The 26300-nt window shown below is 51.9% G+C and carries 25 protein-coding genes and 1 pseudogene; 13 read left to right on the top strand and 13 right to left on the bottom strand.

Annotation, left to right across the window (positions count from 1 at the left end; all coding sequences use genetic code 11):
• Positions 1-135: 135 nt before the first annotated feature.
• The gene (locus tag Q4E40_RS12570) at positions 136-1512 is read left to right on the top strand and encodes a LutB/LldF family L-lactate oxidation iron-sulfur protein (RefSeq protein ID WP_303412590.1); all 1377 of its coding nucleotides are present in this window, start codon (positions 136-138) and stop codon (positions 1510-1512) included.
• 869 nt (positions 1513-2381) lie between these two features.
• Here Q4E40_RS12570 and Q4E40_RS12565 read toward each other — a convergent pair.
• Positions 2382-3335 carry an asparagine synthetase A gene (locus Q4E40_RS12565; protein ID WP_303412588.1) on the bottom strand — a complete coding sequence of 318 codons (954 nt, stop codon included), beginning with the start codon at positions 3333-3335 and terminating at the stop codon, positions 2382-2384.
• A gap of 154 nt (positions 3336-3489) precedes the next feature.
• Between Q4E40_RS12565 and Q4E40_RS12560 the strand changes: the two genes are divergently transcribed.
• The gene (locus Q4E40_RS12560) at positions 3490-3954 is read left to right on the top strand and encodes an Lrp/AsnC ligand binding domain-containing protein (protein ID WP_303412587.1); all 465 of its coding nucleotides are present in this window, start codon (positions 3490-3492) and stop codon (positions 3952-3954) included.
• A gap of 87 nt (positions 3955-4041) precedes the next feature.
• Here the strand turns inward: Q4E40_RS12560 and Q4E40_RS12555 are convergent, their stop codons facing one another.
• From Q4E40_RS12555 to sdaAA, 3 genes are all read right to left on the bottom strand, one after another.
• Entirely contained in the window at positions 4042-5298 is a 1257-nt protein-coding gene (locus Q4E40_RS12555) for a pyridoxal phosphate-dependent aminotransferase (protein WP_303412586.1), read from the bottom strand.
• A gap of 486 nt (positions 5299-5784) precedes the next feature.
• The gene (locus Q4E40_RS12550; protein ID WP_303412584.1) at positions 5785-6960 is read right to left on the bottom strand and encodes a DUF4407 domain-containing protein; all 1176 of its coding nucleotides are present in this window, start codon (positions 6958-6960) and stop codon (positions 5785-5787) included.
• A 411-nt stretch (positions 6961-7371) separates the two neighbouring features.
• On the bottom strand, positions 7372-8280 hold the full coding sequence (sdaAA, locus tag Q4E40_RS12545; RefSeq protein WP_303412583.1) for an L-serine ammonia-lyase, iron-sulfur-dependent, subunit alpha: 909 nt from the start codon (positions 8278-8280) through the stop codon (positions 7372-7374).
• 203 nt (positions 8281-8483) lie between these two features.
• Here sdaAA and Q4E40_RS12540 point away from each other — a divergent pair, with 203 nt between their 5' ends.
• The 4 genes from Q4E40_RS12540 (at position 8484) to Q4E40_RS12525 (ending at position 11157) form a co-directional block, all read left to right on the top strand.
• Positions 8484-8771: an acylphosphatase gene (locus Q4E40_RS12540; protein WP_303412581.1), complete on the top strand. Its 288-nt coding sequence runs from the start codon at positions 8484-8486 to the stop codon at positions 8769-8771.
• Between the two features lie 69 nt (positions 8772-8840).
• Entirely contained in the window at positions 8841-9956 is a 1116-nt protein-coding gene (locus tag Q4E40_RS12535; RefSeq protein WP_303412579.1) for an EVE domain-containing protein, read from the top strand.
• Between the two features lie 4 nt (positions 9957-9960).
• On the top strand, positions 9961-10512 hold the full coding sequence (locus Q4E40_RS12530) for a Crp/Fnr family transcriptional regulator (RefSeq protein WP_303412578.1): 552 nt from the start codon (positions 9961-9963) through the stop codon (positions 10510-10512).
• 87 nt (positions 10513-10599) lie between these two features.
• Entirely contained in the window at positions 10600-11157 is a 558-nt protein-coding gene (locus tag Q4E40_RS12525; protein ID WP_303412577.1) for a DinB family protein, read from the top strand.
• A gap of 27 nt (positions 11158-11184) precedes the next feature.
• Here Q4E40_RS12525 and Q4E40_RS12520 read toward each other — a convergent pair whose 3' ends face one another.
• Together Q4E40_RS12520 and Q4E40_RS12515 are read right to left on the bottom strand one after the other, a co-directional pair.
• Positions 11185-11865, bottom strand: a complete 681-nt coding sequence (locus Q4E40_RS12520) for a hypothetical protein (protein WP_303412576.1) — start codon at positions 11863-11865, stop codon at positions 11185-11187.
• Positions 11866-11895: 30 nt separating this feature from the next.
• Entirely contained in the window at positions 11896-12531 is a 636-nt protein-coding gene (locus Q4E40_RS12515) for a hypothetical protein (protein WP_303412574.1), read from the bottom strand.
• 228 nt (positions 12532-12759) lie between these two features.
• Between Q4E40_RS12515 and Q4E40_RS12510 the strand changes: the two genes are divergently transcribed.
• On the top strand, positions 12760-13392 hold the full coding sequence (locus Q4E40_RS12510) for a YczE/YyaS/YitT family protein (protein ID WP_303412572.1): 633 nt from the start codon (positions 12760-12762) through the stop codon (positions 13390-13392).
• Positions 13393-13918: 526 nt separating this feature from the next.
• Here the strand turns inward: Q4E40_RS12510 and Q4E40_RS12505 are convergent.
• A complete protein-coding gene (locus tag Q4E40_RS12505) occupies positions 13919-15331 on the bottom strand; it encodes a thioredoxin-like domain-containing protein (protein ID WP_303412571.1) in 1413 nt (470 codons plus the stop codon).
• 199 nt (positions 15332-15530) lie between these two features.
• Between Q4E40_RS12505 and Q4E40_RS12500 the strand changes: the two genes are divergently transcribed.
• From Q4E40_RS12500 to Q4E40_RS12490, 3 genes and pseudogenes are all read left to right on the top strand, one after another.
• On the top strand, positions 15531-16046 hold the full coding sequence (locus tag Q4E40_RS12500; RefSeq protein WP_303412569.1) for an NADH-quinone oxidoreductase subunit A: 516 nt from the start codon (positions 15531-15533) through the stop codon (positions 16044-16046).
• An 85-nt stretch (positions 16047-16131) separates the two neighbouring features.
• Positions 16132-16650, top strand: a pseudogene (gene nuoB / locus Q4E40_RS12495) (NADH-quinone oxidoreductase subunit NuoB); the annotation flags it as partial.
• A 181-nt stretch (positions 16651-16831) separates the two neighbouring features.
• Positions 16832-17428 carry an NADH-quinone oxidoreductase subunit C gene (locus tag Q4E40_RS12490; RefSeq protein ID WP_303412566.1) on the top strand — a complete coding sequence of 199 codons (597 nt, stop codon included), beginning with the start codon at positions 16832-16834 and terminating at the stop codon, positions 17426-17428.
• 45 nt (positions 17429-17473) lie between these two features.
• Here the strand turns inward: Q4E40_RS12490 and Q4E40_RS12485 are convergent, their stop codons facing one another.
• The 6 genes from Q4E40_RS12485 to Q4E40_RS12460 form a co-directional block, all read right to left on the bottom strand.
• Positions 17474-18466 (bottom strand): NAD(P)-dependent alcohol dehydrogenase, encoded by a 993-nt coding sequence (locus tag Q4E40_RS12485; RefSeq protein WP_303412564.1) that lies wholly within the window; start codon positions 18464-18466, stop codon positions 17474-17476.
• Positions 18467-18470: 4 nt separating this feature from the next.
• Positions 18471-19058, bottom strand: coding sequence for a hypothetical protein (locus tag Q4E40_RS12480; RefSeq protein WP_303412563.1), 588 nt, complete (start codon positions 19056-19058; stop codon positions 18471-18473).
• A 212-nt stretch (positions 19059-19270) separates the two neighbouring features.
• The gene (locus Q4E40_RS12475) at positions 19271-19663 is read right to left on the bottom strand and encodes a hypothetical protein (RefSeq protein WP_303412562.1); all 393 of its coding nucleotides are present in this window, start codon (positions 19661-19663) and stop codon (positions 19271-19273) included.
• Positions 19664-19816: 153 nt separating this feature from the next.
• Positions 19817-20269, bottom strand: coding sequence for a GNAT family N-acetyltransferase (locus Q4E40_RS12470; protein ID WP_303412560.1), 453 nt, complete (start codon positions 20267-20269; stop codon positions 19817-19819).
• A 167-nt stretch (positions 20270-20436) separates the two neighbouring features.
• Positions 20437-20829, bottom strand: a complete 393-nt coding sequence (locus Q4E40_RS12465) for a hypothetical protein (RefSeq protein WP_303412559.1) — start codon at positions 20827-20829, stop codon at positions 20437-20439.
• 172 nt (positions 20830-21001) lie between these two features.
• Positions 21002-21322 (bottom strand): hypothetical protein, encoded by a 321-nt coding sequence (locus Q4E40_RS12460; RefSeq protein ID WP_303412557.1) that lies wholly within the window; start codon positions 21320-21322, stop codon positions 21002-21004.
• A gap of 228 nt (positions 21323-21550) precedes the next feature.
• Between Q4E40_RS12460 and Q4E40_RS12455 the strand changes: the two genes are divergently transcribed.
• The 3 genes from Q4E40_RS12455 (at position 21551) to Q4E40_RS12445 (ending at position 26253) form a co-directional block, all read left to right on the top strand.
• Positions 21551-22756, top strand: coding sequence for an NADH-quinone oxidoreductase subunit D (locus Q4E40_RS12455; protein ID WP_303412556.1), 1206 nt, complete (start codon positions 21551-21553; stop codon positions 22754-22756).
• A gap of 137 nt (positions 22757-22893) precedes the next feature.
• The gene (locus Q4E40_RS12450; protein ID WP_303412555.1) at positions 22894-23757 is read left to right on the top strand and encodes a phosphatase PAP2 family protein; all 864 of its coding nucleotides are present in this window, start codon (positions 22894-22896) and stop codon (positions 23755-23757) included.
• Between the two features lie 81 nt (positions 23758-23838).
• Positions 23839-26253 carry a DUF5686 and carboxypeptidase-like regulatory domain-containing protein gene (locus Q4E40_RS12445; RefSeq protein WP_303412554.1) on the top strand — a complete coding sequence of 805 codons (2415 nt, stop codon included), beginning with the start codon at positions 23839-23841 and terminating at the stop codon, positions 26251-26253.
• Positions 26254-26300: the final 47 nt, after the last annotated feature.

The raw sequence follows: 26300 nt of genomic DNA, 5'->3' as shown, positions 1-26300 counted from the left end.
CTTTTAACTCATAACTTTCAACTCTCAACTAATTATATTGGTTTTGAGGAAAACACCCTAACTTTAAGGGTGTTTTTCTTTTTACAGCACTTCCTGAAATCAGCCATTTTCGGGAACGACCATAGGGTTTAACTTATGAGTAGACTAAAACAGTTTCTGCAGGACGCCGAAACGAAATCATTTGACCTGGGCCACCGCTCCACTATTAAGTTTAACATCGGCAAGTACAACGCCGCTGTACAGCGAGGCCTCACCCAATACAGCGATCACGAGCTCGCCCGCGAACGGGCTTCTTTTATAAAAACGAACGCCATCAACAACCTGGACAAGTACCTGATGGAGTTTGAGTCGAACTTCACGTCCCGTGGCGGCAAAGTGATCTGGGCCCGCAACGCTGAAGAGGCCCTGAAGGAAATCGGCCAGATCATGAAGCGCAAGCGTGCCCGTTCGGTGGTGAAGTCGAAGTCGATGACGACGGAGGAGATTCACCTGAACAACTTCCTGGAGAAGAACGGGATCGAAACGGTGGAGACGGACCTGGGCGAGTACATTGTGCAGTTGGCTGAGCAGCGGCCCTACCATATTGTGACGCCCGCCATGCACATGTCCAAAAAGGACATTGCCGACCTCTTCGTGAAGAAGCTCAATATAGCGCCAACCGACAGCGCCGAAGAACTGGTAGCCACAGCTCGTCGTTTGCTCCGCGCCAAGTATACCGAGGCTGAGGTAGGTATAACGGGCGGCAACTTCCTGCTGGCTGACATCGGCGGTGTAGCCATAACCGAAAACGAAGGCAACGGCCGTTTGTCCACCGCCTTCCCGAAGACACATATCGCCATAGTAGGCATAGAGAAGATCCTGCCCTCCGTGATGGACCTGGACCTGTTCTGGCCATTGCTGAGCACCAGCGGCACCGGTCAACAAGTGACGATCTACAACACCATCTTTACAGGTCCGCGCCAGGCAAACGAGAAGGACGGTCCGGAGGAAATGTATGTGGTGCTGCTCGACAACGGACGCACTGAGTTGCTGGCTTTGCCTGAGAAGCGCGAGGCACTCAACTGCATCCGCTGCGGTGCCTGCCTGAACGTGTGCCCGGTATACAAGAACATCGGCGGCCATACCTACGAAAGCACCTACAGCGGCCCCATTGGTTCTGTGATCACGCCGCACTACAATGGCATGGCTGAGAACAAGCATCTGAGTTTTGCTAGTTCACTTTGCGGCGCCTGCACCTCGGTGTGCCCGGTCAAGATCAACATCCACAACCTTCTGCTGCTCAACCGCCGCCAGAGTGTGGAGCAAGGCTACACAGAAAAGAGCGAGCGCACCACCTTTAAGCTGTGGCTGAAGGCCATGAAGAGCCGCAAGCTGCTGAACATGGCACCCGCCGGCGTGAAGAACTTCGTGTTGAAGCAGGTGTTGAAAGACACGTGGAGCAAACGCAGAGAGCCGCTTCAAGTAGCGCCAAAGTCGTTTAACCAACTTTGGAAAGAGCGGGAGGGGAAGTAGTCCGAATCAGGATTGACAGGATTCCAGTGCATGGTTATACCTGCCCTTCCTGAGAGAGGAATCACCTCCCCTAGCCCCTCCTAAAAACAGGAGGGGGATTTGCGAACGATTGTCATCCCCCTGCCCCCTTCTTTATAGAGGGCCCCTACCCCCAAGGGAAACTCTTCTTTAATAGTGCTTTAAAAGGTATAGCATCTTAGCAACTGCCTTTAATCACTCCCACAGATTATACCCACCCCTGCCCCTCCCGAGAGGGGAATCTCGGCAGCCGCCAACTTGCAGGTATAAGCTTTGTAGTTTCTGTTTTGCTAGACCGGGTCCAACCACCCCTAACCCCTCAGAGCTAGGCTCGCTACTTTCGAACTCTCGTTCTCAGCAGTCCAAGGAGGGGAGCCTGCTACTGCACAATTCAAAGGCAAAAGCCTTATAGTGACTGTTACACACCGCTGACAGGTATTGAAGTACTAACTTGCACCAAACCTACAAAGCAGAAAGCTGTGCCAGGTGCACAAAATGATTACCCACTGTTTGAGCGTTCAGCGAGTTTGGGGAATCTTGACTTTTTTGCCTACTTTTTGTGTCAAGACAAAAAGTAGGGCCCGCCCGGCCAGGGCAAGCTATAGAACAAGTTCGCTTAAAGCATAGAATGCCTGAAGCTACGCTAGGTATAGGTATAGACATCCCACGCTAGCAATACTTGGTACGGGCCAGAGGCCCCACCATATTAGACACGAACGAAGACACTCGCGCTATGCAATAGCTACAAAAAGCAAAAAGGCCTGCAAACTCAGTGTTGCAGGCCTTTTACATTCCATTGCGTGCCCGGTCTCCCAGGCAATTATTATTACCGTCGTCCATACCTTATACCTTTAAAAAATGGCAGGTGTGCAGGGTTTGCGCGAGAAGACCGTTACTTCACTCACATCTTTCAGGCGGCAGATAAAGCGCGTCAAACGCTCCACGCCGAAACCGGCACCGGCAGTTTTAGGCAGCAAACCCGCTTTGGCAATTTCCAGGTAATGTCTGAAAATCTCCTTGTTAGAGCCCACTTCCTCCATCCGCTTCAGAATCTGCTTATACTCATGTTCACGCTCGCCACCGGACAAACCTTCGCCGAAGCCCTCCGGCCAGATCACATCGTAGTTCAGGTAGGTGCCGCGACGGCTCGGATCTTCTTTGTCGTAGAACTCACGCTTGTGGTTGATCAGCCAGAACGGCTCTGTCGCCTCCTCGGATTTAATCGCTTCATAGTCCGGGCCTAGAGCAGCTTCCAGCTTTTCGGTGCGGTATACCGACCACTTTTCGTACTGTGGCAGCAACTCGCCACGCAACTCTATCAAAAGCTCAGGAATATCTTTGTTCAAACTCGCGAAGATGTGGTTAACCAGTTCCTCCATAAACTCCATCACAAAAAAGCGGTCTTTGCCACGGAACTCGAAGTCTACCTGCGTGAACTCGAACAAGTGGCGACCTGTATTGGCACGATCCGAGAACTCAAGGCGTACGTTGGGCGACACAATGTAGAGACTGTCCAGTTCGGGGTTCACCAAAGCCAGCTGCTTGTGGAAAATCATCGACTTGGTGAGGCTCCAGCGCTGGTCCGCATACCCGATAGAGGCATCTACCACGCCGTGGTTGAGCGGATCGGTGATGGGCGAGAGCATGAGCGGCATCAGCTGCGTCAGGCCTTTTTTGAACATGAAGTCGTGCGTGGCACGGATAATCCCCTGCTGTACCTTAAGCACTTTGGGAAGGGACGGGCGGCTCAGGTGCTTCATCGTAGCTTCCAGGGCTGTTGGTTCTGTGAGTGTTTGCAATTCCATTCTATCTAATTATTAATGAATTGGTGTATTGCAAACTTACTTAATCATTATTTTTATTGAAAATCATTTAACATTTAAATACATTTGTTGAAAATAAGACAATATATAGCATTCGTTTTTGCTGAACCTCTAAAAATTAGCTTTTATTAAGGGAATGGATTCACAAATTGATAAACTCGACCGCCAGATTCTGCACCTGCTCATGCAGAATGTGAACCGCGCTTACACAGATATCGCGAAAGAACTAGGCGTTTCGGGTGGCACGATACATGTGCGCCTCAAGAAAATGACGGAGATGGGCATTGTGCAGGGAGCACAACTGCTGATAAACCCAGCAGCCATAGGCTATGATATCTGCGCCTTTATCGGGGTGTTTCTGGAGAAGGGATCGGCTTACAAAGAGGTGGTGGAGAAGATGCGCCTTATACCAGAGATTGTAGAGCTGCATTACACCACCGGCGAATACAGCATGTTCGTAAAGATCATCTGCCGTGACACGAAACACCTGCGCGAGGTGCTCAACGAGAAAATGCAAGGTATAGCGGGCGTGCACCGCACCGAAACGTTCATCTCCCTGGAAGAGAGCATTACGCGGCAGATTTCGGTTGGGGTAGAGTAGGTATAGCAAAGCCGCTTCGAACTGATCCAAAGCGGCTTTGCGTTTATCCGGGCTTTATGTTTTGCTACTTTCGTATTGAGCTATACCTTATCTCAACTTCTGCAGTGCTTCCCTCAACCTGCCCAGCGAGTCTTTGATGCTCTCCAGCGAGGCACCCCCTACCGACAGTCGGAACCAAGCCAACTCGGGAGCGGAACCGAAGGCGGAGAAAGGTACGACAGCCAGTTTGGCCTCTTCAAGAATATAAAAGCTGATGTCTTTGCTGGTTTGCAGTAGCTGCCCTGATGGGGTGGTTTTACCGGCCAGGTCGAGTTTGGCGGAGAGGTAAATGGCACCCATCGGCTCGATGGCGTCCACGTTATAGCCTTCGTTTTTCAGGTCTTTGAAAGCGTGGTAGAGCATGTCCAGGCTCGCGCGCACATCATGCTTGAATTCGTCCAGGAACACATCCACTGCATCGGTCTGGTGCAGGAAGCGTGCGGTTGCCATTTGCTCAGCTTTCGGCGCCCAGGCACCCACATGGCCGAGTATCGCCTTCATCTTGTCGATCACCACCGTCGGGCCGAACGCGTAGCCAACCCGAACACCGGTAGCGGCGAAGCACTTGGAAGTGCCGTCGATGTAAATGGTATAGTCGCGTAGCTCGGGGCGCAGGTTCACCGGATCGTAGTGCTGGTGTTCACCAAAAGTCAGCATCCAGTAAATTTGGTCATAGAGGATGTAAAGCGGCTTCTCGCCTGCTCCACGGCTTTTGTTTTCGGCAATCACCAGGTCGCAAATATCCTCAAGGTCTTTTTTGGAGAACATCGTGCCCGTTGGGTTAAGTGGTGAGCACAAAGCCAGCAGGGTCGCACCTTTCAAGCTGGAGGCTACATCGGCAGCGGTCGGCATGAAGTTGTTGTCCGGGCTGGTCTCAACCATCACGGGTGTTGCGCCCGAGAGGTGGCAGTAATGGTTGTTGTTCCACGATGGCGTCGGAAAAACCACTTTGTCTCCCGGGTCCACAAGGGCCAGGTAGGTCGCGTAAATCAGCGGACGAGAGCCACCTGCTATCAGAATATCATTCTCGGAGTAAGCCAGGCCCAATCGGTCGCGGGTGAAGTCGGCTACAGCTTTGCGCAGCACGGCCACCCCGTTAGCGGGTGGGTAATTGGTATGCCCTTCGGCGTAGGCTTCGGCAATGCCAGCCCGCAGTTCGCCAGGTATAGGGTATATCTTAGGGTCGAAGTCGCCGATGGTAAGGTTGCAGATTTGATCGCCCTTGGCAATCATTGCGTTGACTTCACCGGCGAGTTTGATGATCTCGGAACCGATGAGGTTTTGGGCCATTTTTGAAACAGTCATGCGCCAGTAAGTTAGTACGCAACAAGATACTAACTTCTGGAAAAAGTATGGCCCAAACGCGCTACAAAAACTGATTTTTAGCTAAGGAGGTGCTATTGGGCTATACCTTATGCAGTGTGATCACACAGCGGAAGCTAACTATCCCCTTGAGGGGATTATAGGGGTGTGAACTCGGTGGCGAATTACCATTAGCAGGCTTCTTTACGATTTTTCCGCAACCAAGACACCCCTCTACGCTCCCCTCAAGGGGAGAATTTCCTGGAATGAAACAAACCCATCCCTCAAGGGGACAGTTTTGGGTTAATGCGAAAGGCTAATACTCAAAGGGACAGTTGCTCGACGGCGATGCATTTAAATAAGAAATCTGGGAGAAGACACAGCATTCTCGCTTGTGCTCTAAGTACAGAACCAGTACGTAAATCCTATACCTTACTCAGATAAGAAGAGCACCAGCAAAAGCTATCTAAGATAACTTCAAGACCTTGCTTACCACTTATAGTAACTGCTCTCCTCACCGTCATTCAAAATATCGGCGGCGGTGTTAGGACTGCGGCTGATATCGGCCAGTTTGCGCTCGCGCCACACGGCGGCTGATTCGCGGACCACGTCGAGGTGGGCGTCTGACTTCAGGCGTTCTTCTTCCCGCTTGGCTTCGATTTCAAACTCCTGACGGGCGGCAAATTTGGCTTCGGCTACGGCTTGGCGGGTATCGTACTGCTTCTGGCGCTCCTGCACCCGGTGCATTTCCTGCGTGGTGCGCTCGTGCTCGAGCCCTTTCAGAATATCATCGTAAGGGCCTTTGCTGGTGATCAGCTTGGTAAAAATAGGTGCTGTCTCCAGACAGATGAACAGCAGCGTGATAAAGAACACCGGTAGCCACGGCAACGTGTTCAGGGCGTCGATCCGGGCCATCAGGCCATCGTAGTTCGAGAAGCTTTGCTGTCCTTCGGCCACGGTGCTGTCGTACTGCTTCATGAGGTCGGCAATGCGCTGCTCTTTTACCAGAATCCGGTCGGCGGCGCTCGCTTGCAGGAGCTTTAGTTCTTCGTCCACCTTGTCGTACTGGCGCTTTTTCTCTTCGTAGATAGGGCCTCTGCCTATTTTACCGGTGCCACCCGTGCCATCGGACTCAGCGGCCACCATTTCGTAGAGTTTGTTGCGCTCCTGTATTTTGGCTTCTATCTCTGCCCGTATACCTGCAATCTCTGACTTCACGGAATCCACCTCGGCAAACTGTTTGTTCACCAACGATTTGTGCTGAATAGCGAGCTCTGCCTGCTTTTCCTTCAGGACGGCCTGTATCTCTTTGTCAAAAATTTTCAGCTCCAGTGGTTTGGATATAACCACGGCTAGCACCAGTGCCAGCAAAATTCGGGGCGTCACCATCAGCAGCTCTTTCCAGAATTTGCCTTCTTTGCGGATGGTGGAAACAATGAAACGGTCGAGGTTGAAGATAACAGCGCCCCACAACAGACCAAAGCCTACTGCCATCGGCACGGAATCGAAGACGGTATAGAGGGCATACCCGCCCGACAAGCTGGCCAGCACACCTGTGAATAGAACGGTCGCGCCAACACCGGCATATTTAATGTGCTCCGACTTAGAGCACTTTTCGAGTATAGTGTCGTCGGCACCGGCGCACCACCAAAAAAATTTCTTCATGTATGATCCTGTACAGGTTAAAACTGATGCAAAGGCAGCATGCAATAACAACGCCTAACTTACTGGCTTTAATACTTTTATCCTTTAAAATGTGACGAACCACCCCTAAAATGTGATGAACTCGCGCACTAAAGCGGCAACAGCAATTGTACTTGGTTAAGTTCAGCTGATTGATGGGACGTTATACCTGCTTTATATTTCAGGAATACAGGTATAGCCATTGGTCTGAATCATCCGACAAAGCCACCAGATTTAGGGATTTCAGGTATAGGAATCGTGGCCAGAGTAAAGGCGACAAGGCACCAGGTATAGGTATAAAAAAGAGGCAGCGACCTCTCCAGCCACTGCCTCTCCATACCTATCAGCTAGAAAACTTTCTAACTTTATACTTTTCTACCTTATTAACTTAAATCAGCTGTTCTCGTCTTCGTCCGGCAGGATCTCCACGTCCTGCACCAGCACGAACTTTTCTATTTCGCGGGCTCTTGGGGTGTTGGCGAGTCCGCCGAGGGCTGTTTCTTTGTACTTACGTTCCATGCTCTCGCCTACCTCGCCGAGGGCCGCCACGCACTGGTCAACCGGGATAACAGCATTCACACCGGCAATGGCCAGTTGCGAGGAAGAATAGGCGATAGCGGCCGCGCTGGCGTTGCGCACAATGCACGGCACCTCTACCAGACCCGCTACCGGGTCGCATACCAGGCCCAGCATACACTGGATCGTAATGGCCACCGCCGTGAACACCTGGTCCACGTTACCGCCCAGGCAATACACAATGGCGCCAGCCGCCATGGCTGCTGCACTGCCCGTCTCGGCCTGACAACCGCCCACGGCACCGGCCAGCGAAGCGTTCTGCTCAATGATCAGCGCTATACCTGCTGCAACGAGCAGGCCTTCATGTATGCTGCGGTCATCGAGTCCGTGTAGTTCCTGCAGCGTGGTGAGCGTACCGGGCAGTATACCGGAGGCACCGGCTGTAGGAGCGGCCACTACGCGGCCCATGCAGGAGTTCACCTCTTTGGCTCCCAGCGCACGCGACACCAGCATCTGAAACTCCGGCGACAGCACCGTCACCGGCGACTTAGCCACTTTTTTGGCGCTGTTGTTCACCATACCTGAGCGGGAGGTCATGTCTTCGGTAAGGCCCGTGTGCACGGCGTCCTTCATCACCTCGTAGGCTTTGGCGATGTTCTCCCAGATAAACTCCTCTGTGCGACCTTTTTGCTCTATTTCGTAGTCCAGCACAGGCTGGTATAGTGGTTCGCCGGTTTCTGCGCAATGCTTTTCCCAGCTCTTAAAATCGTTGAATAGTAATGACATATCGTATGGCTTATACCTGCCCTGCGGCCTAGGCGCAGGGACGTGTTAAAGTTAATCTAAATTTCAGGAATCAGCTAGACTCCCGCTCCATTTGATAACACGGCTCACGGGGTTAAACGTTCTGTTTCAACTGATGCTTCTGGTTATCCTAACCTATACCTGCCGCCTCCGTTTTCTGAGTAGACGAGCTATACCTATACCTGATGGAAAACAAAGACAAAAAGCGTGTGGCCATGCGCATACATGGCCGGGTGCAAGGCGTATTTTTCAGAGCCAGCACCCAAGGCAAAGCATTGGAGTTGGGCCTGTACGGCTTTGTGCAGAACGAGCCCAATGGCACCGTATACCTGGAAGCCGAAGGGAAACCCGAGGCGTTGAAAAAACTGGAGGAATGGGCACACCAGGGCCCCGACCGCGCGCAGGTGGAGAAAGTAGAGGTAGAGGAGAAGGAGGGGCTGAAAGGGTTTGACCGGTTTGAGCAGAGGAGGTAAAAGAATGCCAATTTTACATTAAAATCTATATATTATTGTATACTTTCACGTGAGACAATGATCTTGATTATGGCATACTTTGTAAATCTTTTCTCACCTGACACACTTGAAGCTTTTAATAAATCAGACCAGACTATATCAGGTTTTAGAGAAGGCCAGAAATCCGCTGCCTCTAAAATCAAAGTTGGGGATAAGTTGATTTGTTACGTAACAAGACTTTCGAGATGGATCGGCATACTAGAGGTTACAGACAAGTTCTTTATAGATGATTCTCCCATCTTTCAATCTGAGGATGACCCATTCATATTGAGGTTCAAAGTAAGGCCTGTAGTATGGTTGCCCCTAGACTTAGCTGTTCCGATTTATGAAGACATTTGCTGGAACAACCTTACATTCACAGCTAATCAGCCGAAAACAAGCAGCAAATGGACAAGTATGGTCCGAGGTAGTTTAAGAAAATTCGATGATTTTGACGGGCAATTTTTAGAACAGTTACTTTATAAACAGACTCAAAAGCCTACTGATTTTCCTTTAAGCGATAGCGATAAGAAGAAATCGAAAGGACCTACTGTAAAAACACAGCATAATAAAAAAGTTACTGTATCCATTCCTGAGAATGATGAGACTCCGATTTCACCAGAACAACCTTCACAAACTCGCGATTCTATAAAAATTCAAGGCTTACTTGCCGGGATTGGTGAGCGTATGAATTATAAGATCTGGATTCCCAAGAATGATAGAAGTAGAGTACTTGAGGTCTGGAGCCCTGTAAAGCAGGGCTCTGTATTACAGGACCTTCCGCTGAATTACGATAGCGCTACTCTGAAGACTATTGAGAACATTGATATTCTTTGGATTAAAGGGCGGTCTATTATCAGAGCCTTTGAAGTAGAACACACAACTTCTATCTATTCCGGCATTTTAAGAATGGCTGACTTAATGGCTCTTCAACCCAACTTGAAAATCCAGGCACATATAGTGGCTCCAAATGAGAGAAAAGAAAAGGTTCTGCAGGAAATTACCCGTCCTGTTTTTACTTTTTTAGAAAGCGGTCCATTATCTGAGTCATGTACATTTATTTCTTATGATTCAGTTGAAGAGCTCGCCGAAGAGAAAAGATTAGAATATATGACAGACGCCGTTTTAGAAGAATTTTCTGAAGTGGCAGAAGACTCATATTTTTAACCAAATGCCCCTCTCCCTCCTCAGTCAAATCCCCTACCTCACCCCCGACGACATAGCTGCTTTCCTGCCGCTGTGGAAGAAGAAGGTACAGCTGAACCGGTATGACTTTCTGATTCGGCAGGGGCAGGTGGAGCAAGGGCTATACCTGGTGATGAGCGGGGCGCTGCGCATTTACTACCCGCTGCCTGACGAGGAGATCTGCGTCGGTTTCGGCTACCCGCATACCTTGCTGGTGTCGTTCCCGTCCTTTGTCGATGGCAAACCCTCCGACTACTACATACAGGCCCTCCGGAAAAGCGAGCTATTAGGTATAAGCAAAGCCGATCTGATGCAGCTGATCGAGCAGCGGCCGAACATCAGGCGTTTCTGGTACGAGCAGCTCGAGAAGGCGCTGGTTGGCAAGATTGAGCGGGAAGTGGACCTGCTACTGCCCGAATCGGAGCAGCGGCTGCAGCGCGTCATGCAGCGGAGTCCGCACCTGTTCCAGCACATCCCCAAAAAGTACATCGCCTCATACCTGCGCATGTCCCCCGAAACACTGAGCCGGATCAAGTAGTCGCTTTCGTAAATCTTGATGCTCGTCAAGGATTGGGGTTAACCCATCCTATACCTTTGGTGCGTACACTATAAAACGATGAACGCTATGAACACCTTAGAACAAATCTCCCGCACCGTCCACAACCAGAAGCACACTGCCATAGCGGCTTTTGTGCCGCTGGAGCTTTCCCTCCTCAACTACAAACCTGCCCCCGACAGTTGGAGCATACTCGAGTGCCTGGAGCACCTCAACCGCTACAGCCGCTACTACAACCCGGTTTTGGCCAAGGCCATCGCCGCTAACGATGGTGGCAACGCCGGGCAAACGATAAGGTATAGCTGGCTTGGCAAAAAGTCGCTGGATATGGTGCGGCCGGAGAATGGCAAAAAGAGCAAAACCGTGAAGCACATGAACCCCAACAACAGCCAGCTGGGCCGCCAGACGCTGGAGGAGTTTCTGGACCACCAGACTGAACTGCTGCAACTCCTCGACAAAGCCAAAGGTGCCAACCTGAACAAAAAAACTATACCTGTGGAGTTCTTCAAGCTACTAAAACTCTACACCGGAGAAACGCTGGCGTTTGTGGCGCTGCACCAGGAGCGGCATTTGCAGCAAGCCCTCAATGTAAAAAAGCAGCTACCCGTCAACCAGGCAGCTGCTTAAAATATGCTCAACAAGCTTTATGAAAGCCTACAGCGAGTTGTAGTAAGCCACCAGTTTGGCCATGTCGGTGTCGTTGCGCAGGTTCAGCGCGTTTGACTTGATGTAGGTCTCCAGGTAGTCTTTCTTGTCCGGTATGGCAGCCAGCAGGGAGCTTTTCGATTTCTTCACTTTTACCGCCTTGTCGCCTTTGGCAATGTAATAGTCTTCGCTTGCCTGCACCTCTCTGTCGATGGTGGCCGAGCTGTAGTTCTTGCGGTCGAATATCTTTTTGGAGGTACGCTTTAGCAGCACCACATCCCCGTCGGCCAGCACTTCCATAAAGGCATTCGGCTGCACCCCGTCGCCGCTATACCCGGAGCGGAAGGTACGCTCTAGCTGCTTGTTGTTTTCGATGTAGCCGATCTTAAACTCCTGCACCGGCTCCAGCAGCTCCTTCACCTCTCCGTTCTTTGCCTTGAAAATGATGGCGTCCTTCACCTGGTCATACATCAGGTCGATGCCCTGGTACACGGTGCCGTTTTTGAGTGTCAGCGAGCCCTTTGCCCAGTCTTTGAAGAGGTATGGCGAGCCAATCATGGTGATGGTGTTGTACTCGTGCACCGGGCGTGCCTCCATGTCGTTGGTGTGCGTATACTGCGCCTCTGCACTTGCACTGAACAGGCAGATGGCCAGCATAGCCAGACTAAAACGTAATACAACTGTTTTCATATACCGGAAGATTATAAATAAGACATTCGTTTACAAAGAGTTATAATAGATCACCAGCTTTACCATGTCCTGCTCCTGTCGCAGGTCCAGGCGGTTGTCCTTCACGTAGGTCTCCAGTTCGGCGCTTTTACCAGGCAGTGCAGCGAGCAGTGATTTTTTGTCTTTCTTTACTTTGGTAAGGCTCAGGTGAGCGGCTGTCACATAATAGTTCTCGTTCGCACGGATCGACCTCACTTTGGTGGCAGCGTTGTAGGCCGCTTCCTCAATTATTTTTTTACTTGTCCGCTTCAGTAGTTCGGTCTTTCCCTCTACCAGCACTTCATAATATGCCTCGGCCGTAGCACCATCTGTCGCAGGATATCTCCTGCGGAACGTCCGGTCATTGATGGTAAACTCCGTTACCGGCTCCGCGAACAGCATCTCTTTTCCGGACTCGTTTAAAAACATCAGTTCGTCTTCCACCTGATCATACCTCAGTTTCACTCCACTAAATGATTTGCCGCTTTGCAGCTTTACAGCACCATTTTCATAGCCATCAAAGAGATAAGGTGTGCCTTTGGTATCAGTGTAGCGTTTCTCAAAAACCGGGCGCCCCATAAAGTCAGACATAAGCCCCTGTGCTGATGCCGTTGTGGTAACACCCACACTACTAATAAATAAGAGCAAAACAGCCGTTTTTAAAGTTGTTTTCAGGTCCATCGGGCAATATGGTTTTTATGTGTGAATATAATAATTTTTCATCAAAAAAATAACATAGCGCTTCCGGTCACATACTAAGACTGCCTTAATCTTGCACTGGCTGAAATTATACCTGCAATTTCCGGCCGATTTTAACTTTCTTGCGCCCGAATTTGTTCTTAGCCAACCTCTGTTCTGAAAAGGGGTTACCATATTATGCGCGAAAAAGTAGTTAGTTATAGTTTTTTTTTCCTTGGATTGCTTCTGTTCGGCTTTGCCAACGCCATTGCCGTGAAGGTGAAGTACCTGGGCCTGCACCCCTGGGAGGTGCTGAACGTGGCGCTGTTTCAACACATGGGCTTCACGATCGGTACCTGGAGCGTGCTGGTGGGCTTGCTCTTCGTCATCATTTCGTGGTTCGTTAACCGGAAGTACATCAACGTGGGCACCTTCCTTAATGCGCTCCTCATCGGCCCCTTCATGGACATGTTCCTTTGGCTCGACTTCCTGCCATCGGCTACCAACACGTCGCTAGATTATCTGAACCTGGCTGCTTCTGTTATTATAGGAGGTATAGCCGGTGGTCTGTATGTCGCAGGCGGTGTGGGTGCCGGTCCGCGCGACGGGTTCATGCTGGCTTTGTCGGAGCGACTGAACACGTCTGTGAGCCGTACCCGCATGGTGGTGGAGTGCGCGATTCTGGGTATAGGCTATCTGCTGGGCGGCCCGATCTTCATCGCCACTTTCTTCTATACCTTCATCATGAGCCCGATCTTCCAGGTCACGCTCCGCTTCTTCCAGCGGATGCGCAATAACCTGATCGAGGCGAAAGTGACGGTTAAGGTATAGCTGTTCATCCACGATTCTGACAGGTCGCGACCTGCCTCTGCAAACGAATATTTCTGTAAGGCTCTCAAAGGCTCTTCGGGATTTATCAATCCCGAAGCAAACGGTCGGGGATTTCCTAATCCCCGTGTGTCAGTTATAGCGCTCTTTCGGACATCCGTGTCCGAAAGTATTCCTGCCGGGGACATCCGTGTCCCTGTATACCTGTGAACATGAGCACGGGGATGTAGACATCCCCAACAGATGGCTTCCGGACATGGATGTCCGAAAGAGCATTTGGGTGCATTCGAGTGCATCTCGACATCTGAAAAGAGTATCTGGGAAAGCGGCCAGAGTCCGCCAGATAGCTCACACTCGCGGGACGCGAGCGAGGGAGAAGGTGGAGCGGTTCAGACAGCTTTGACCTGTCCCTACAAAAAGTTCTTTATCTATACCTATCTCAAGCCGTTCGCTATCCCACCACAACATTACAGTATAACGTCGCTACAAACACACCTTTTCTAACTTTCTAACTTCCAGACTTTCTAACTTAAACCACTTTCACTTCTTCTTTCGCGCCTGTGTGCAGATCGACCAGGAAGAGTTGGTGGCTGTTGGTGCTGGTGACCCACAGGCGGCCGTTCAGGTATAGCACATCGTTGGGTTCGCGCAGACCGGCGGTAAGGGTGCGCACGCGGTGATGCTCCATGTCGAGCACCTTGATCTTGCCGTTGTAGGTGTCGGCAATGTACACGTCGCTGTCGATTACCTGCAGTCCGACGCAGTGCTGCAGCAGGGCATCGTCCACGTGGCCGTCCACATCGCCAAAGTCGAAGAGGCCACGCCCAAGTGGAGTAAGCACCATACCTGTTTTGAGGTTGACGGTACGGATGGCACTGGCCTCGGCATCGGCCACATAAAGCACTTCGCCCCGGATGGATAGTCCGCTGGGCTGGTTGAAGGCGGCTTCGTCCAGCAATCCGTCGGTGAGGGCTTCGCGACCGCTGCCCGCAAATCGGTATACCTGCTCGGTTTCCAAATCCATGCGCAGGATCTGATGGTTACCGGCGTTGGCGATAAACATGCTTTTGCCATGTATGAGCAAATCCCAGGGACTGTTGGGGTTCACGGGTTCGCTGCGCTTGTCGTCGTGGAAGTAGTATTCCAGTTCGCCGGTTCCGGCGGCGGTGCTCACCATCCGGTGCCGCAGGTCTATTTTGCGAATGGCGTTGTTCTTGGCATCGGCCACATACAGCACATCGTCATGCAGGGCCAGCCCGTGTGGTTCGTTAAAAGTAGTATCGGCATAGCCGCCATTGTTGAAGCCCCTTTCGCCACTGCCGATCACCTCCAGCACCTGTCCCTGCTGGTTCAGTTTCAGGATGCGGTTGTGCCCGCTGTCGGACAGGTATAGGTTGCCTTCGGAGTCGTTGATCAGCTTGGAGGGGAATGACAGAGCACTTTCATCTTGCTTCTCAGGCTGCACAGGTATAGGTGTCTGGTTGAGTTCGTCTAGGAACTCCTCTTTCATGCGCTGGATGTAGGGCCGCACGGTGTCGTACACGTTCTCTCCGGCATGCTGCCCCACCACTTTTCCGTTCGGGTCGATGAGCACGGTCGTTGGCCAGGCTTTTATGCCATACAGGTTCCAGATGGCAAAGTCGGCATCGTTCACCACCGGGTGCTCCACCCCAAATTTCTGAATGGCCTGCCGGATGGTTTCGCTCTGCTTCTCGGCATCGAACTTGGCGGAGTGTACACCGATCACTACCAGAATGTCGGCAAATTCCTCTTCCAGTCGGTTCAGGTCCGGCACGATGTGCTGACAGTTGATGCAGCCAAATGTCCAGAAATCCAGCAGTACGATCTTGCCTCTGAAGTCTTTGATAGACCAGCGCCGGTCGGTGTTGAGCCAGCCGTGCGGGGTATTGATCTCTGGTGCATTAACGCGTCCGGTGAGCATTTGCTTTTGGTTTAGTGTGGATTCTCTCGTACAGGTATAGATCGGGAAAGGTTGTTGGTATAACGCTGGCAGAGTGCTTTTGGGTATTTGTGCTGTAGCCGTCTTGCTATACCTGTGCGTGCCCTTTGCCTGCAGCCATAACAGGGCTTATGCCAAGAAGTTATTTTATCGTAAATTTGTGTAAAACTGCTTCGGCACTATGGAGGAAACCTACCTTTCTGACTTCGGAACCATCCTGCTCTTCCTGATCGGGGGAGCTATTTTCGTGGTGATCGGTCTGTTTACCGCCCGGCTTATACGCCCTAGCCGGCCTAACCCCGAAAAGCTAACCACCTACGAGTCGGGTGAGGAGCCGATCGGCAATTCCTGGGTGCAGTTCAACCCGCGGTTTTATGTGGTAGCGCTTATCTTCATCATTTTTGATGTGGAGCTGGCCTTCCTGTTTCCGTGGGCTACCGTGTTCGGTCGCCGCGACCTGATCGAAGCCACCGACGGCGTATGGGGCTGGTTTGCCCTGATCGAGATGTTCATCTTCATTGGCGTGCTGGCGCTGGGCCTGGCTTATGCCTGGGTAAAAGGCCACCTCGACTGGATCAGACCAAAGCCTGTGGTGCCGCAAAGCCGATCGCGTATACCTAAGGAGGTGTACGAGCGCTTAAACGAACAGCGAAAAGCCAATAGCTATAACAGTAAACAATCTGACAGTAATCTGTAAGCAATAGTCGGCAAGCACAGGTCATTAGCGTGAAATCCATGTATTACTCACTATTCATTCGTCATTAATCACTAATCATTAACCATTGAACATTCCACAGGACAAGACGGGAGAAGGCGGTGTGATCATCACCAAACTGGACGACCTGCTCAACTGGGCCCGACTGACTTCGCTGTTCCCGATGGGTTTCGGCCTGGCCTGCTGCGCCATCGAGATGATGGGGGCTTACGCTTCCGGCTACGACCTCGACCGCTTCGGCATTATACCGCGCGCCTCGCCTCGTCAGTCGGATGTGATGATCGTGGCGGGCACTGTGACCTTTAAGATGGCTGACCGCGTGCGCCGCCTCTACGAGCAGATGCCGGAGCCGCGCTACGTGATTTCGATGGGCAGCTGCTCTAACTGCGGCGGCCCTTACTGGGAGCACGGCTACCATGTGGTGAAGGGTGTGGACCGCATCATACCGGTAGATGTGTATGTGCCCGGCTGTCCGCCAAGGCCGGAGGCGCTCATCGGTGGCTTCCTGCGCCTGCAGGAGATCATCCGCCAGGAAACCATCCGCGAACCAAGAGCCGTGCAGCAGATTATGGCGAAAAGAATGAAGGGAGGAATGAATAATGAAGAATTAATAATGACTAATGAGGAGCCAAAAATAAGTAATGATGAATTAGGTATGAATAATGATCCATCCACTTCGGATGATCAGCAAAACCCGGTCACTTAAAGCGATTGTTCATTAATCATTGATCACCACTCAGTCATTATTCATTACTAATTAAAAAGCTATGCTTTTCGGAGAGTTAAGAGACTTTATAGCAGCGCAGTTTGGGGCAGAGGTGATCGTATCGGAGAACGCCGACAACCTGCAGCCCTACCTGGTGCTACAAACAGAGCGCCTGGCGGAGGTATGCCTGGAGCTGCACGACAACGAAGCGACTTATTTCGACTTCCTCTCCAGCGTGACAGGTATAGACAACGGTCCCGAAGCCGGCACCATGGAAGTGGTGTATAACCTCTACTCCATACCGTACGACCATCACTTGATGCTCAAGGTGATCGTAGCGCGCAACAGCACAACAGCAGAACCTATACCTGTCGTGCCAACCGTGAGCCACATCTGGCGCACCGCCGACTGGCAGGAGCGCGAGATCTTCGACCTGGTGGGCATCCTTTTTAAAGACCACCCCGACATGCGCCGCATCCTCTGCGCCGCCGACTGGGAGGGCCACCCGCTCCGCAAGGACTACCAATTGCAAGACTATTACCACGGCATTAAGGTGCCCTACGACCAGCACAACGAAAACAGCGGCTTCCGGGGTGAGCCTGTCAAGTTGATCTCGCATGAAGATCCGTTTACGGACAAGCGGGAGAAACCGGAGTAATCAATCTGCCTTGTAAACGACCTGTTGTGGCTAGCTTATAATGTCCTAAGGCAGCGTGATGATCACATTGCCAACTTTCTGCCCTGTCTCGACATACCGGTAAGCATCCACGATCTGCTCTAAGGTATAGCGCCTGTCCTCTACAGGCTTAAACTCCTTGCGCTCCACCAATTGCTTCAGGAATTCCACGTCTGCTTTGCTGATGGTAGGTATAGGGAACAGCACCTTCTTGCCCTTTCCCAGCAGTGTTAGAAGTGGCAGGTAGACATTCTCCCAGTTTTTGCCGAGCTCCGTGGAGATGTAAATGCCTTTTTCCGCCAGGACAGGTTTGCAGTGCCCAAAAGACGTTTTCCCGACGGCATCCAACACCACGTCATACCTGTGGCCAGCCTGGGCATAATCTTCCTGCGTGTAATCGATGACCACGTCAGCCCCCAGCGATTCGACAAGTGCTACGTGTTTGGTAGAACACACTGCCGTTACGTGTGCCTCGAAATGTTTGAGCAGCTGCACTGCCGCCGACCCGATAGCACCCGTCGCCCCATAAACCAGCACAGATTGCCCGCGGGCGACTTTTGCTGCCCGAATATGGCCCAACGCATAGTGCGCGCCCTCGGTTATCGGGGCAGCCTCTTCGTAGGTCAGGCCTTCGGGTATAGTCGTGAAAGGGTCGTTTTCCTCCAACGTGATGTACTGACCGTGCCCGCCCCATTTCTTGTCGTTAAATCCGAAAACCTTCGCCCCGACCTTTGCTACTTTCACCTCCTTGCCCACCGCCTCTATCTCGCCAGCGAACTCACAACCAAGTATTTGGCACTTAGGTCGAAGCAGGCCGCTCCAGAACCTCGAAATGAAATATTCGGCACTCCGGAACCCGCTGTCGGTGCGGTTAACGGTCGAGGCGTAGACCCGGATCAGTACCTCATTGTCTTTGGGCTCCGGCTTGGGAACCTCCCTGATACTGACGACTTCGGGTGGTCCGTACCGGGTATGTACAGCTGCTTTCATGGTGACGATGGGAGACATATCGCTTTTCATCTGCTTACTGATGGGGTTTCTCTTTACTCAACGATGCCAGGAACGCGATCTTTGGCAGGACATATAGGATGGCCGGCCGGACGATGCGGTAGAGCACCAGGCCCATCAGAACCAGGAATGACCCAAATGCAGTTGGAAGCACGGCCCCGAAAGTAAAAGTCATGGCCATGACAAACCCTAGCAGACACTCGGCCCGATAAAGCGGAAACAGGATGGCAAGCGGAAGCAGCCCTAACACCAGGTAGCCCGTCACATCATTGTACCCCAATGTAAAGAGAACGGCAATCAGGACTCCGAATAACAAAGCGCCAGCAAACCTGTAGACCACGTGCCGCAACGCCCCAGGAATGGCAGAGGAGTCAACTTTGGCACCAAACACCCTTCTTTGGATGCGGTGCAGCAGCACCCAGGTCAGCAGCGGAAGCAAAAGAGCGCCCCACCAATTAGAAATCGCGGGCATGTCTTTATCTGCCGCGATGTGGTGGCTCGGCACGCCTCCTTGAAAATGGTCCCAGGCCAGAAGCGACCAAATAGCCACTGTTACCATTGCTGTGAAATACAGCCGGATTTTAAAGAATCTCTTTTCGTTCATAGTTTCTGCATTGAATTTAACTCCATAGTTTATAGGCTTTGGGTCAATTTCTGACCTTGATGTTCACGGTAATCTGAAGGCAAAAAACTCCGGAACTCCCGCCCTAGGGATCACTTGTTCCTGATTACAGTTCCTACGCAAGCTTGCAGTTCGCACCTGCCATTATGTTCTTAGAGTAAGCGTAAGCTACTGGCTCGCACTAGCAGGACCTTTTAGAGAAACAAAGCCTGTGCGGATGGAATTTCCCAGAAGGGCATGTACTCTGTCCAGCCGCAGCAGAATGAAAAAAAGATGTGTATGAAAGGTGCCGAGAGAAAGCTCAGAACCAGGTATAGGATCGTTTTGGTTTTTCTCAGTTTCAGGACGAACGGTGGCAACAAGACGGTCATCAGCATGGGAGCCGGGTAGTAGATCCACCAGGGCAAGCCCCAGGTCGCGCCGTACTTGCCAAACAGCATCCCGACAACCACTACCCAGAGGGAGAGCACCACCACCGTATACTTTTTCTGCAGAAACTCCTGCCCCGGCAATACCGCCCGGATCACGAGAAAGAATACAAGCAGAGAGGCGACAATCATCACCAGGAAGTGCCATTCTGTGTTCATGGGTTGAGCCGTTTTAGTATGATGCATTAATAGAGTTCCACCCAGAAGCACCTAACGATAACGAATAAGGCGGCTCCCGTGGTAAGCGTGTGCAACTGACCTCTTCCGAAAATTCCTTACTGGAGAAGCCGGAGGTATAGCAAAGAAGGCAGTTTAGTGTAGCACTTTCTCAAAGCACACGCTGTTCTCCACACCAACATACTGCCCATAGTTCGGGATCAACTGGTAGCCACTCTTTTTGTAGAGTCCGATCGCTTCCGGCTGCTTCAACCCAGTTTCCAGGATGCACTTTTCAAAAGAGAGTTCTCGTGCCCAGGTTTCCAGTTCCAACAGCACCCGGCTCGCTATACCTTTATTCCTCCCATCGGGCAGCACGTACATGCGCTTCACTTCCATGGTGCCCGGCACAAATTCCTTTATCGCCCCACAGCCCAAAGGCTTTTCGTCTTCGTAAGCCAGCACCACATGCTTTATCTTGTCGATCCTGTTGTACTGTGCATAAAAGGCGTGCTCTTCTCCATCCCTGATAGCCAGGTCAGCGTCGAGCAGTTTTACCAGCGCTACAAAGTCAGAATCATCCGAATCGGTTCTTTTCAGGTATAGCATGCGTTCAGGAGGTGTTAGAAGTCAATCTGTTTGCTTAGTTCTGGCTAAAGAATCTGATCTGCAGCACATACGCCATAGGTATAGCCTGTCTATTTAACTGGTTGGTACATGAGGTGAGCAAAGTATAGCCAAAGCTTGGCTTATGTGCTGGGCTAGCCAAAGAGATTCTATTCTATAGCTTCCTGTTTATTTATCTGGCGAAATTTCAGAAATGTTGCGATAACTCCAGCGGCTGCAAATGCCATGAATATTTTATTCACAATTCCCCCTGGCTCTACATAAAGTAGCTCAAAGTAATTCGAGTTACTGCTTCTGATTATTTCTATTGTTATGCTGAACAAGGCCAATGCAGAGAAATAAAACAGAGCCCCATAAAACATCTTTTCTTTTTTCCTTTCAATCTTAACTGCTACATACCTTATTGTCAAGCCGATCATTAGTAGGGCGAAGGGTATTCCAATCATTTGTCCCCCATGCCCATAGGCTGTCCAGATATACCCGAAGCGAAGACAATAAAGGACTGATAATATTGTCAGTATTGATAAAGTGAGGCCTTTCATTCTATAACTTTCATTTTGCCTAACGGACTGGGCTTTGCTGTGGCGTAGTTACAGTAAAGGTGTGGTTAACAAATGTTTTACTCTATTACCAGTTTAACCTCTTCCGCATTTATTTTGAAGGTCTGTCCACCTCGGAAAATGATAATCATATCATCATTTTCATAATCTGGCTTCACACCAAAACTTTCCATATCCTCCCGCATTTCTTGAGGTAGAAACCCAATAGCATCAACACATTGTCCTCGCTGACAGGCATTTCCCTATCCCTTTCTTGTATCTTCAGGAAGTTTATCCCACTAAAGTATAATTTTATTTTATCTACATTATTTGAGATGGATTCTTTACAATCTAATTTATGCCATTGCATTTCGAGTACTTGAGAGGATATTGAATACTTGAATTCATAGAAGTTATAATCATTATGAAGGTCCACGTACTTTCCTGCATAACAAAGTGTAACTGTATCCTCTAACTCGAAATTTGCGAGTTTCATAAATACAAATAAGTGCTAACTAACTACTAAACGGAATAAACATCCGGTTTTCTGTCGCTTTTAACAGATAACCGTGACTAGACTACCGAATATACTATATATTATTTAAAATATATACTTTTTAAAACGACATTCTCAACCTAAAACAATCCCCTCCATAATTCCCCCATTTTTCCGAACTTTGTATAACGCATAACTTTTAACTCTCAACTCTTAACTAACTCCCCCTTGTCTACCACGCACAAAGAATACCTGCTGCAGTCGGAGCCGAACAAGTTCAGCCTGGAACACCTGCGGGCAGGCGAGATGATCGTGAACATGGGGCCGCAGCACCCGAGCACGCACGGCGTGCTGCGCCTGGAGGTAGTCACAGATGGGGAGATTGTGCAGGAGGTGGCGCCACACATCGGCTACCTGCACCGCTGTTTCGAGAAGCATGCCGAGAGCATGGCCTATAACCAGACCATCCCCTACGTGGACCGCATGGACTATCTGGCTGCCATGAACTCCGAGCACGTGTGGTGCATGGGCGTGGAGAAACTGCTGGGCATCACCGACCAGATACCGAAGCGGGTAGAGTATATCCGGGTGCTGGTGACAGAGCTCAACCGGCTGGCCTCGCACTTTCTGGCCATCGGCACGTACGCCATTGACATAGGGGCCTTCACGCCTTTTTTGTGGCTGCTGCGCGATCGCGAGCACATCCAGCGCCTGCTTGAGTGGACGAGCGGTGCCCGCATGCTGTATAACTACATCTGGGTGGGGGGCTTGTACTACGACCTGCCCATTGGTTTTGAGGAGCGCTGCCGCGAGTTCATTAACTACCTAAAGCCTAAGCTCGACGAGCTCGACACCATTCTGCTCACCAACAAGATCTTTATTGACCGCACGGCCAACGTAGGCGTGCTGCCGCTGGATGTGGCCATAAACTACGGCTGCTCTGGCCCCATGCTGCGTGGCTCCGGCCTGCGCCACGACCTGCGCCGTGTCGATGGGTACAGCGTATACCCGGAGCTGGAATTTGAGGTGCCGATCGGCGAAGGTATGATGGGCAGCACCGGCGACTGCTGGGACCGCAACTATGTGCGGGCGCTCGAGTGCCGCGAGTCGGTCAGGATCATCAGCCAATGCCTCGACAGGCTGCTGGGCGAGCACAAGCGTACCCCCGACTTCGATCCTCAGGCGGCCTGCCCCAAAAAGATGCGCATGACCGGCACGCAGGAACTCTACTTCCGGGGCGAAACCCCGCGTGGCGAGCTGGGCTATTTCTTCCGCACCACCGACCGCAGCGACGTGCCTTTCCGCTGCCACGGGCGCGCCCCAAGCTTCGTGAACCTATCCGTACTGCCCGAAATCAGCCGCGGCTGCATGGTGGCCGACCTCATTGCCATTGTGGGCTCCGTGGATATCGTGCTGGGTGAAGTGGACCGGTAAACGACCTGTGACCTCTAGCTTGCGTCTGTGCAGGGCTATACAATGTAGCTTCCTTTTAAAACCCATGGCAATAGTAGCCGTTAAAATTCACTGATGTGCTTTTTTGCACTCCGAGTGTCAGACGAATTTACTGTAGCATGCATATTAGACTGAATCAGCTGTTAACGATACACCTCCTTTGGATTAGTATACTTTTTGGGCCTGCCACCTCCCTGGCGCAGGTACAGAAGCACCCGCAACAGAAGCCGAAGGCAGATACGCTAAGGAGTGTAGGTGATGACTTCTTCACACTTCCCGCCGACACTGTACTTCCCGGCCAGAAACACCCATTTACAAAGTCGCAGCGGCTGGAGGGCGACAACAAACGCTACCTCAAGCGGGCCGTTATACCTGCTGTTGTGCTGATCGGTGCCGGCGTCTATACCATTGGGGGACATGGCATCCTGAACAGCGATGATGTGTTCGACTACCGGCACCGGGTATTCCCTAAGTTTGCAACCAATGCGGATGATTTTGCCATGCTGGCACCGCTGGTGGGGTTGTATGGTTTCAACATCATATCGTCGCAAAACAGGCACGAACTCGGGCGCCAGACCTTGCTGCTCCTTTCCTCGGGGGCATTGGCATCGGCTATCGTCTGGCCCACCAAGAAACTGACAGACAGAGACCGGCCCAATGGCAAGCCCTACGCCTTTCCTTCAGGCCACACGGCCTACGCGTTCACCATCGCTACTTTCATGGATAAGGAGTTCCGGCACAAGAGTCCCTGGGTAAGTGTGGTGAGCTATGGTATAGCCGGCGGCACCGGTGTACTGCGTGTGCTGAACGATGCGCATTGGCTCTCTGATGTGCTGGCCGGCGCTGGTGTAGGTATCCTATCCGTGAACACGGTCTACTGGATACATGCCAAACTCACGCAGGGAGGGGGCTTGAACACAGCCATGTACCCGGTTGTGTTACCCAACGGACAGATGGGTATGGCCATGTCCCTTACCTTTTAACCCAACATGATTTCACGCAAGGTATAACCTGGCGCCTTCTGCTCTGTGAGGAGGCGTCCATTCTTTTTATATCTTTACCACATGCCCATACGCCGCCTGCTCTTTTGCTTATACCTATACCTACAGGTAAGCCTTGCCGCTGCGCAGGTATACCAAGTACAGGGCACGGTACGTGATGCCGTCTCACGTGAAAAGCTACCATTCGTGAGCATCGTGGTCAACAACGGCGAGACAGGCACCACCTCCAACCTGGAAGGGCAGTACCAGCTCCGGCACAACCAACCGATCACCAGCCTGCGCTTCAGCTACGTGGGCTATACCCCGCAAACCGTTCCCGTCGATTCGCTTTCGCAATTTGACATTGCCTTGCGGCCTTCTGCAGCCCAACTACGGGAAGTCGTGATTCACTCCGGTATCAATCCGGCGCACCGCATCATCCGGCTGGCCAACCAAAACCGCGAGCGCCACCGCCTCGACAACATTCCGGCCTATACCTACCGCACCTACAACAAATTCATCCTGACGGCCAACGCTCCCGATGACCTCGACCTGAGCGATACCCTCCGCCTTTCTGAAGAGGACTCCTCCACCTTGCGCATGCATCACCTGCTGGCCAAACAGCACCTCTTTATGATGGAGAGCATCACCGACTTTGCGCAGCTGGGCAGCAACCTTTCAAAGGAAACCATCCTGGCTACCCGGGTATCGGGGCTGCGGCAACCCAGCTTTGGAGTAGTGGCAGCCGAGGCGCGGGTGTTCTCGGTGTACGACGACATGCCTGTGTTCTTTGGCAAACGCTACCTGAGTCCCCTGAGCAATGGCAGCATCAGGCGCTATGACTTTATGCTGCAGGAAACAGCGGTAGTGGGAGCAGACACGGTCTTTATCATTTCGTATGCGCCACAGCCTGGCAAGAATTTCAATGGCTTGAAAGGTCTGCTATACATCAACAGCGACGGTTGGGCGGTGCAGAATGTAGTGGCCGAGTCGCACGCTGATGACAAGCGCGGCCTGAAGCTGCAGCAGCAATTTGTGAAAGTGGGTGGTCGGCAGTGGTTTCCTTCGGAGCTGGATGTGGAGATAACCGTGCAGCAGATCTACATGCGGGGGCACCAACCTTACGGGCGCATCCGCACCTACATTACCAACGTGAACCTGAACCCACCGCTGCGGCGCAGCGATTTTGGGGTAATTGCCCTGGAGCAGCGCCCGGATGCCTGGCGACAGCCGGAGCAGCTCTGGCAGCAGTACCGCCCCGATTCCCTGTCACTGAAAGAGCAAACCACCTACCAGCGCCTCGACAGCGTGGGCCAGGCGCAAAAGCTCGACCGCACCATCCGCACCATGGAGTACCTCATGGCAAAGCAGCTGCCCGTTGGCCCCATCAGCCTGGACCTGAACCGGCTGCTGAAGGTGAGTCGCTTTGAGGGGATGCGTATAGGTATAGGCGCCCACACCAACAACCTGCTTTCAGAGCGTTTAACGGTAGGCGGCTACTGGGGCTATGGCCTGCGCGACAAGGAGCACAAATACGGGGCTGATGCGGCCGTTAAACTGCACAAACCTTCTGAACTCACCCTTTCAGCGGCTTTTGCCGAAGACGTGGAAGAGCCGGGTGGCCGCCGCCTCCCTTTCCAGGAGCGCGCACTGCTCCGCAATCTGCGTCCCGCCCTTTTGCCCCACCTGGACTATACCACCCAGCGCAGCGCCGGCCTGAGCGGGCGCATGTTGCGCTACGTGCAGTGGCAGGCAGGTATACGGCAGGAACAACGCCGCCCCACGCTGCCACTTTTCACGCCGGAGCCAGGTATAGGTATGCCGGAATTTAACCTGGCTGAAGTGACGGCAGGCCTGCGTTTTGCCTATGGCGAGCAATACATGCAACTGTTCAACCGCCTGCTGCCCATGCCAAGCCGCTACCCTGTGCTCTGGCTCCAATACGCCAAAGGCATTGACGCCCTGGAAAGTGACGGCTATACCTACAACAAGTTCGATTTGCGTGCTGAGGGTGCCATCCGGCAGCGCAGCCTCGGCGAAACCAGCTTTGTGTTGGCCGGCGGCTGGGTGCAGGGCGAGGCACCTTTCGTGACTCTCTACAATGGCTACGGCAGCTACAGCTCCAATTACAAGGTATATGCAGGCGAAGGCTTCGAAACCATGCGCCCTTACGAGTTCTTCTCGGACCGCTACGTGGCGCTGTTCCTCCGCCAGGACCTGGGCAAGCGCCTGCTCAACACCAAACTCTTTAAACCAGATCTGGTCCTTGTGCAGAACATGGGCATCGGCGACCTGCGTCAGTCTATACCTGAGCTACAGCCCCTGGCGTATGCCAACATGCGCAAAGGCTTTTTTGAATCCGGACTGATGCTCAACAACGTCATCAGCTCGGCTTTCTCGGGTGTTGGCGTGGGTGCCTTTTACCGCTACGGCCCTTATGGCTTGCCACGGGCTAAAGACAACCTCAAAATAAAGCTGACGGCCACCCTGGCGTTTTAACCTGGAAGGACTCTATCTAATCAAGCCACTTACTTTCTTTTATACCT

This window comes from Pontibacter coccineus (assembly GCF_030546575.1).
GTDB classification, from domain to species: Bacteria; Bacteroidota; Bacteroidia; order Cytophagales; family Hymenobacteraceae; genus Pontibacter; species Pontibacter coccineus.
Note: the sequence above shows the minus strand (reverse complement) of the source record. Positions and strands in the feature narration are given on the sequence as shown.

Coding starts and splice junctions, on each gene's coding strand:
- Q4E40_RS12570 (WP_303412590.1), top strand. CDS start 136: ATGAGTAGACTAAAACAGTTTCTGCAGGACGCCGAAACGAAATCATTT.
- Q4E40_RS12565 (WP_303412588.1), bottom strand. CDS start 3,335: ATGGAATTGCAAACACTCACAGAACCAACAGCCCTGGAAGCTACGATG.
- Q4E40_RS12560 (WP_303412587.1), top strand. CDS start 3,490: ATGGATTCACAAATTGATAAACTCGACCGCCAGATTCTGCACCTGCTC.
- Q4E40_RS12555 (WP_303412586.1), bottom strand. CDS start 5,298: ATGACTGTTTCAAAAATGGCCCAAAACCTCATCGGTTCCGAGATCATC.
- Q4E40_RS12550 (WP_303412584.1), bottom strand. CDS start 6,960: ATGAAGAAATTTTTTTGGTGGTGCGCCGGTGCCGACGACACTATACTC.
- sdaAA (WP_303412583.1), bottom strand. CDS start 8,280: ATGTCATTACTATTCAACGATTTTAAGAGCTGGGAAAAGCATTGCGCA.
- Q4E40_RS12540 (WP_303412581.1), top strand. CDS start 8,484: ATGGAAAACAAAGACAAAAAGCGTGTGGCCATGCGCATACATGGCCGG.
- Q4E40_RS12535 (WP_303412579.1), top strand. CDS start 8,841: ATGGCATACTTTGTAAATCTTTTCTCACCTGACACACTTGAAGCTTTT.
- Q4E40_RS12530 (WP_303412578.1), top strand. CDS start 9,961: ATGCCCCTCTCCCTCCTCAGTCAAATCCCCTACCTCACCCCCGACGAC.
- Q4E40_RS12525 (WP_303412577.1), top strand. CDS start 10,600: ATGAACACCTTAGAACAAATCTCCCGCACCGTCCACAACCAGAAGCAC.
- Q4E40_RS12520 (WP_303412576.1), bottom strand. CDS start 11,865: ATGAAAACAGTTGTATTACGTTTTAGTCTGGCTATGCTGGCCATCTGC.
- Q4E40_RS12510 (WP_303412572.1), top strand. CDS start 12,760: ATGCGCGAAAAAGTAGTTAGTTATAGTTTTTTTTTCCTTGGATTGCTT.
- Q4E40_RS12505 (WP_303412571.1), bottom strand. CDS start 15,331: ATGCTCACCGGACGCGTTAATGCACCAGAGATCAATACCCCGCACGGC.
- Q4E40_RS12500 (WP_303412569.1), top strand. CDS start 15,531: ATGGAGGAAACCTACCTTTCTGACTTCGGAACCATCCTGCTCTTCCTG.
- Q4E40_RS12490 (WP_303412566.1), top strand. CDS start 16,832: ATGCTTTTCGGAGAGTTAAGAGACTTTATAGCAGCGCAGTTTGGGGCA.
- Q4E40_RS12485 (WP_303412564.1), bottom strand. CDS start 18,466: ATGAAAAGCGATATGTCTCCCATCGTCACCATGAAAGCAGCTGTACAT.
- Q4E40_RS12480 (WP_303412563.1), bottom strand. CDS start 19,058: ATGAACGAAAAGAGATTCTTTAAAATCCGGCTGTATTTCACAGCAATG.
- Q4E40_RS12475 (WP_303412562.1), bottom strand. CDS start 19,663: ATGAACACAGAATGGCACTTCCTGGTGATGATTGTCGCCTCTCTGCTT.
- Q4E40_RS12470 (WP_303412560.1), bottom strand. CDS start 20,269: ATGCTATACCTGAAAAGAACCGATTCGGATGATTCTGACTTTGTAGCG.
- Q4E40_RS12465 (WP_303412559.1), bottom strand. CDS start 20,829: ATGAAAGGCCTCACTTTATCAATACTGACAATATTATCAGTCCTTTAT.
- Q4E40_RS12460 (WP_303412557.1), bottom strand. CDS start 21,322: ATGAAACTCGCAAATTTCGAGTTAGAGGATACAGTTACACTTTGTTAT.
- Q4E40_RS12450 (WP_303412555.1), top strand. CDS start 22,894: ATGCATATTAGACTGAATCAGCTGTTAACGATACACCTCCTTTGGATT.
- Q4E40_RS12445 (WP_303412554.1), top strand. CDS start 23,839: ATGCCCATACGCCGCCTGCTCTTTTGCTTATACCTATACCTACAGGTA.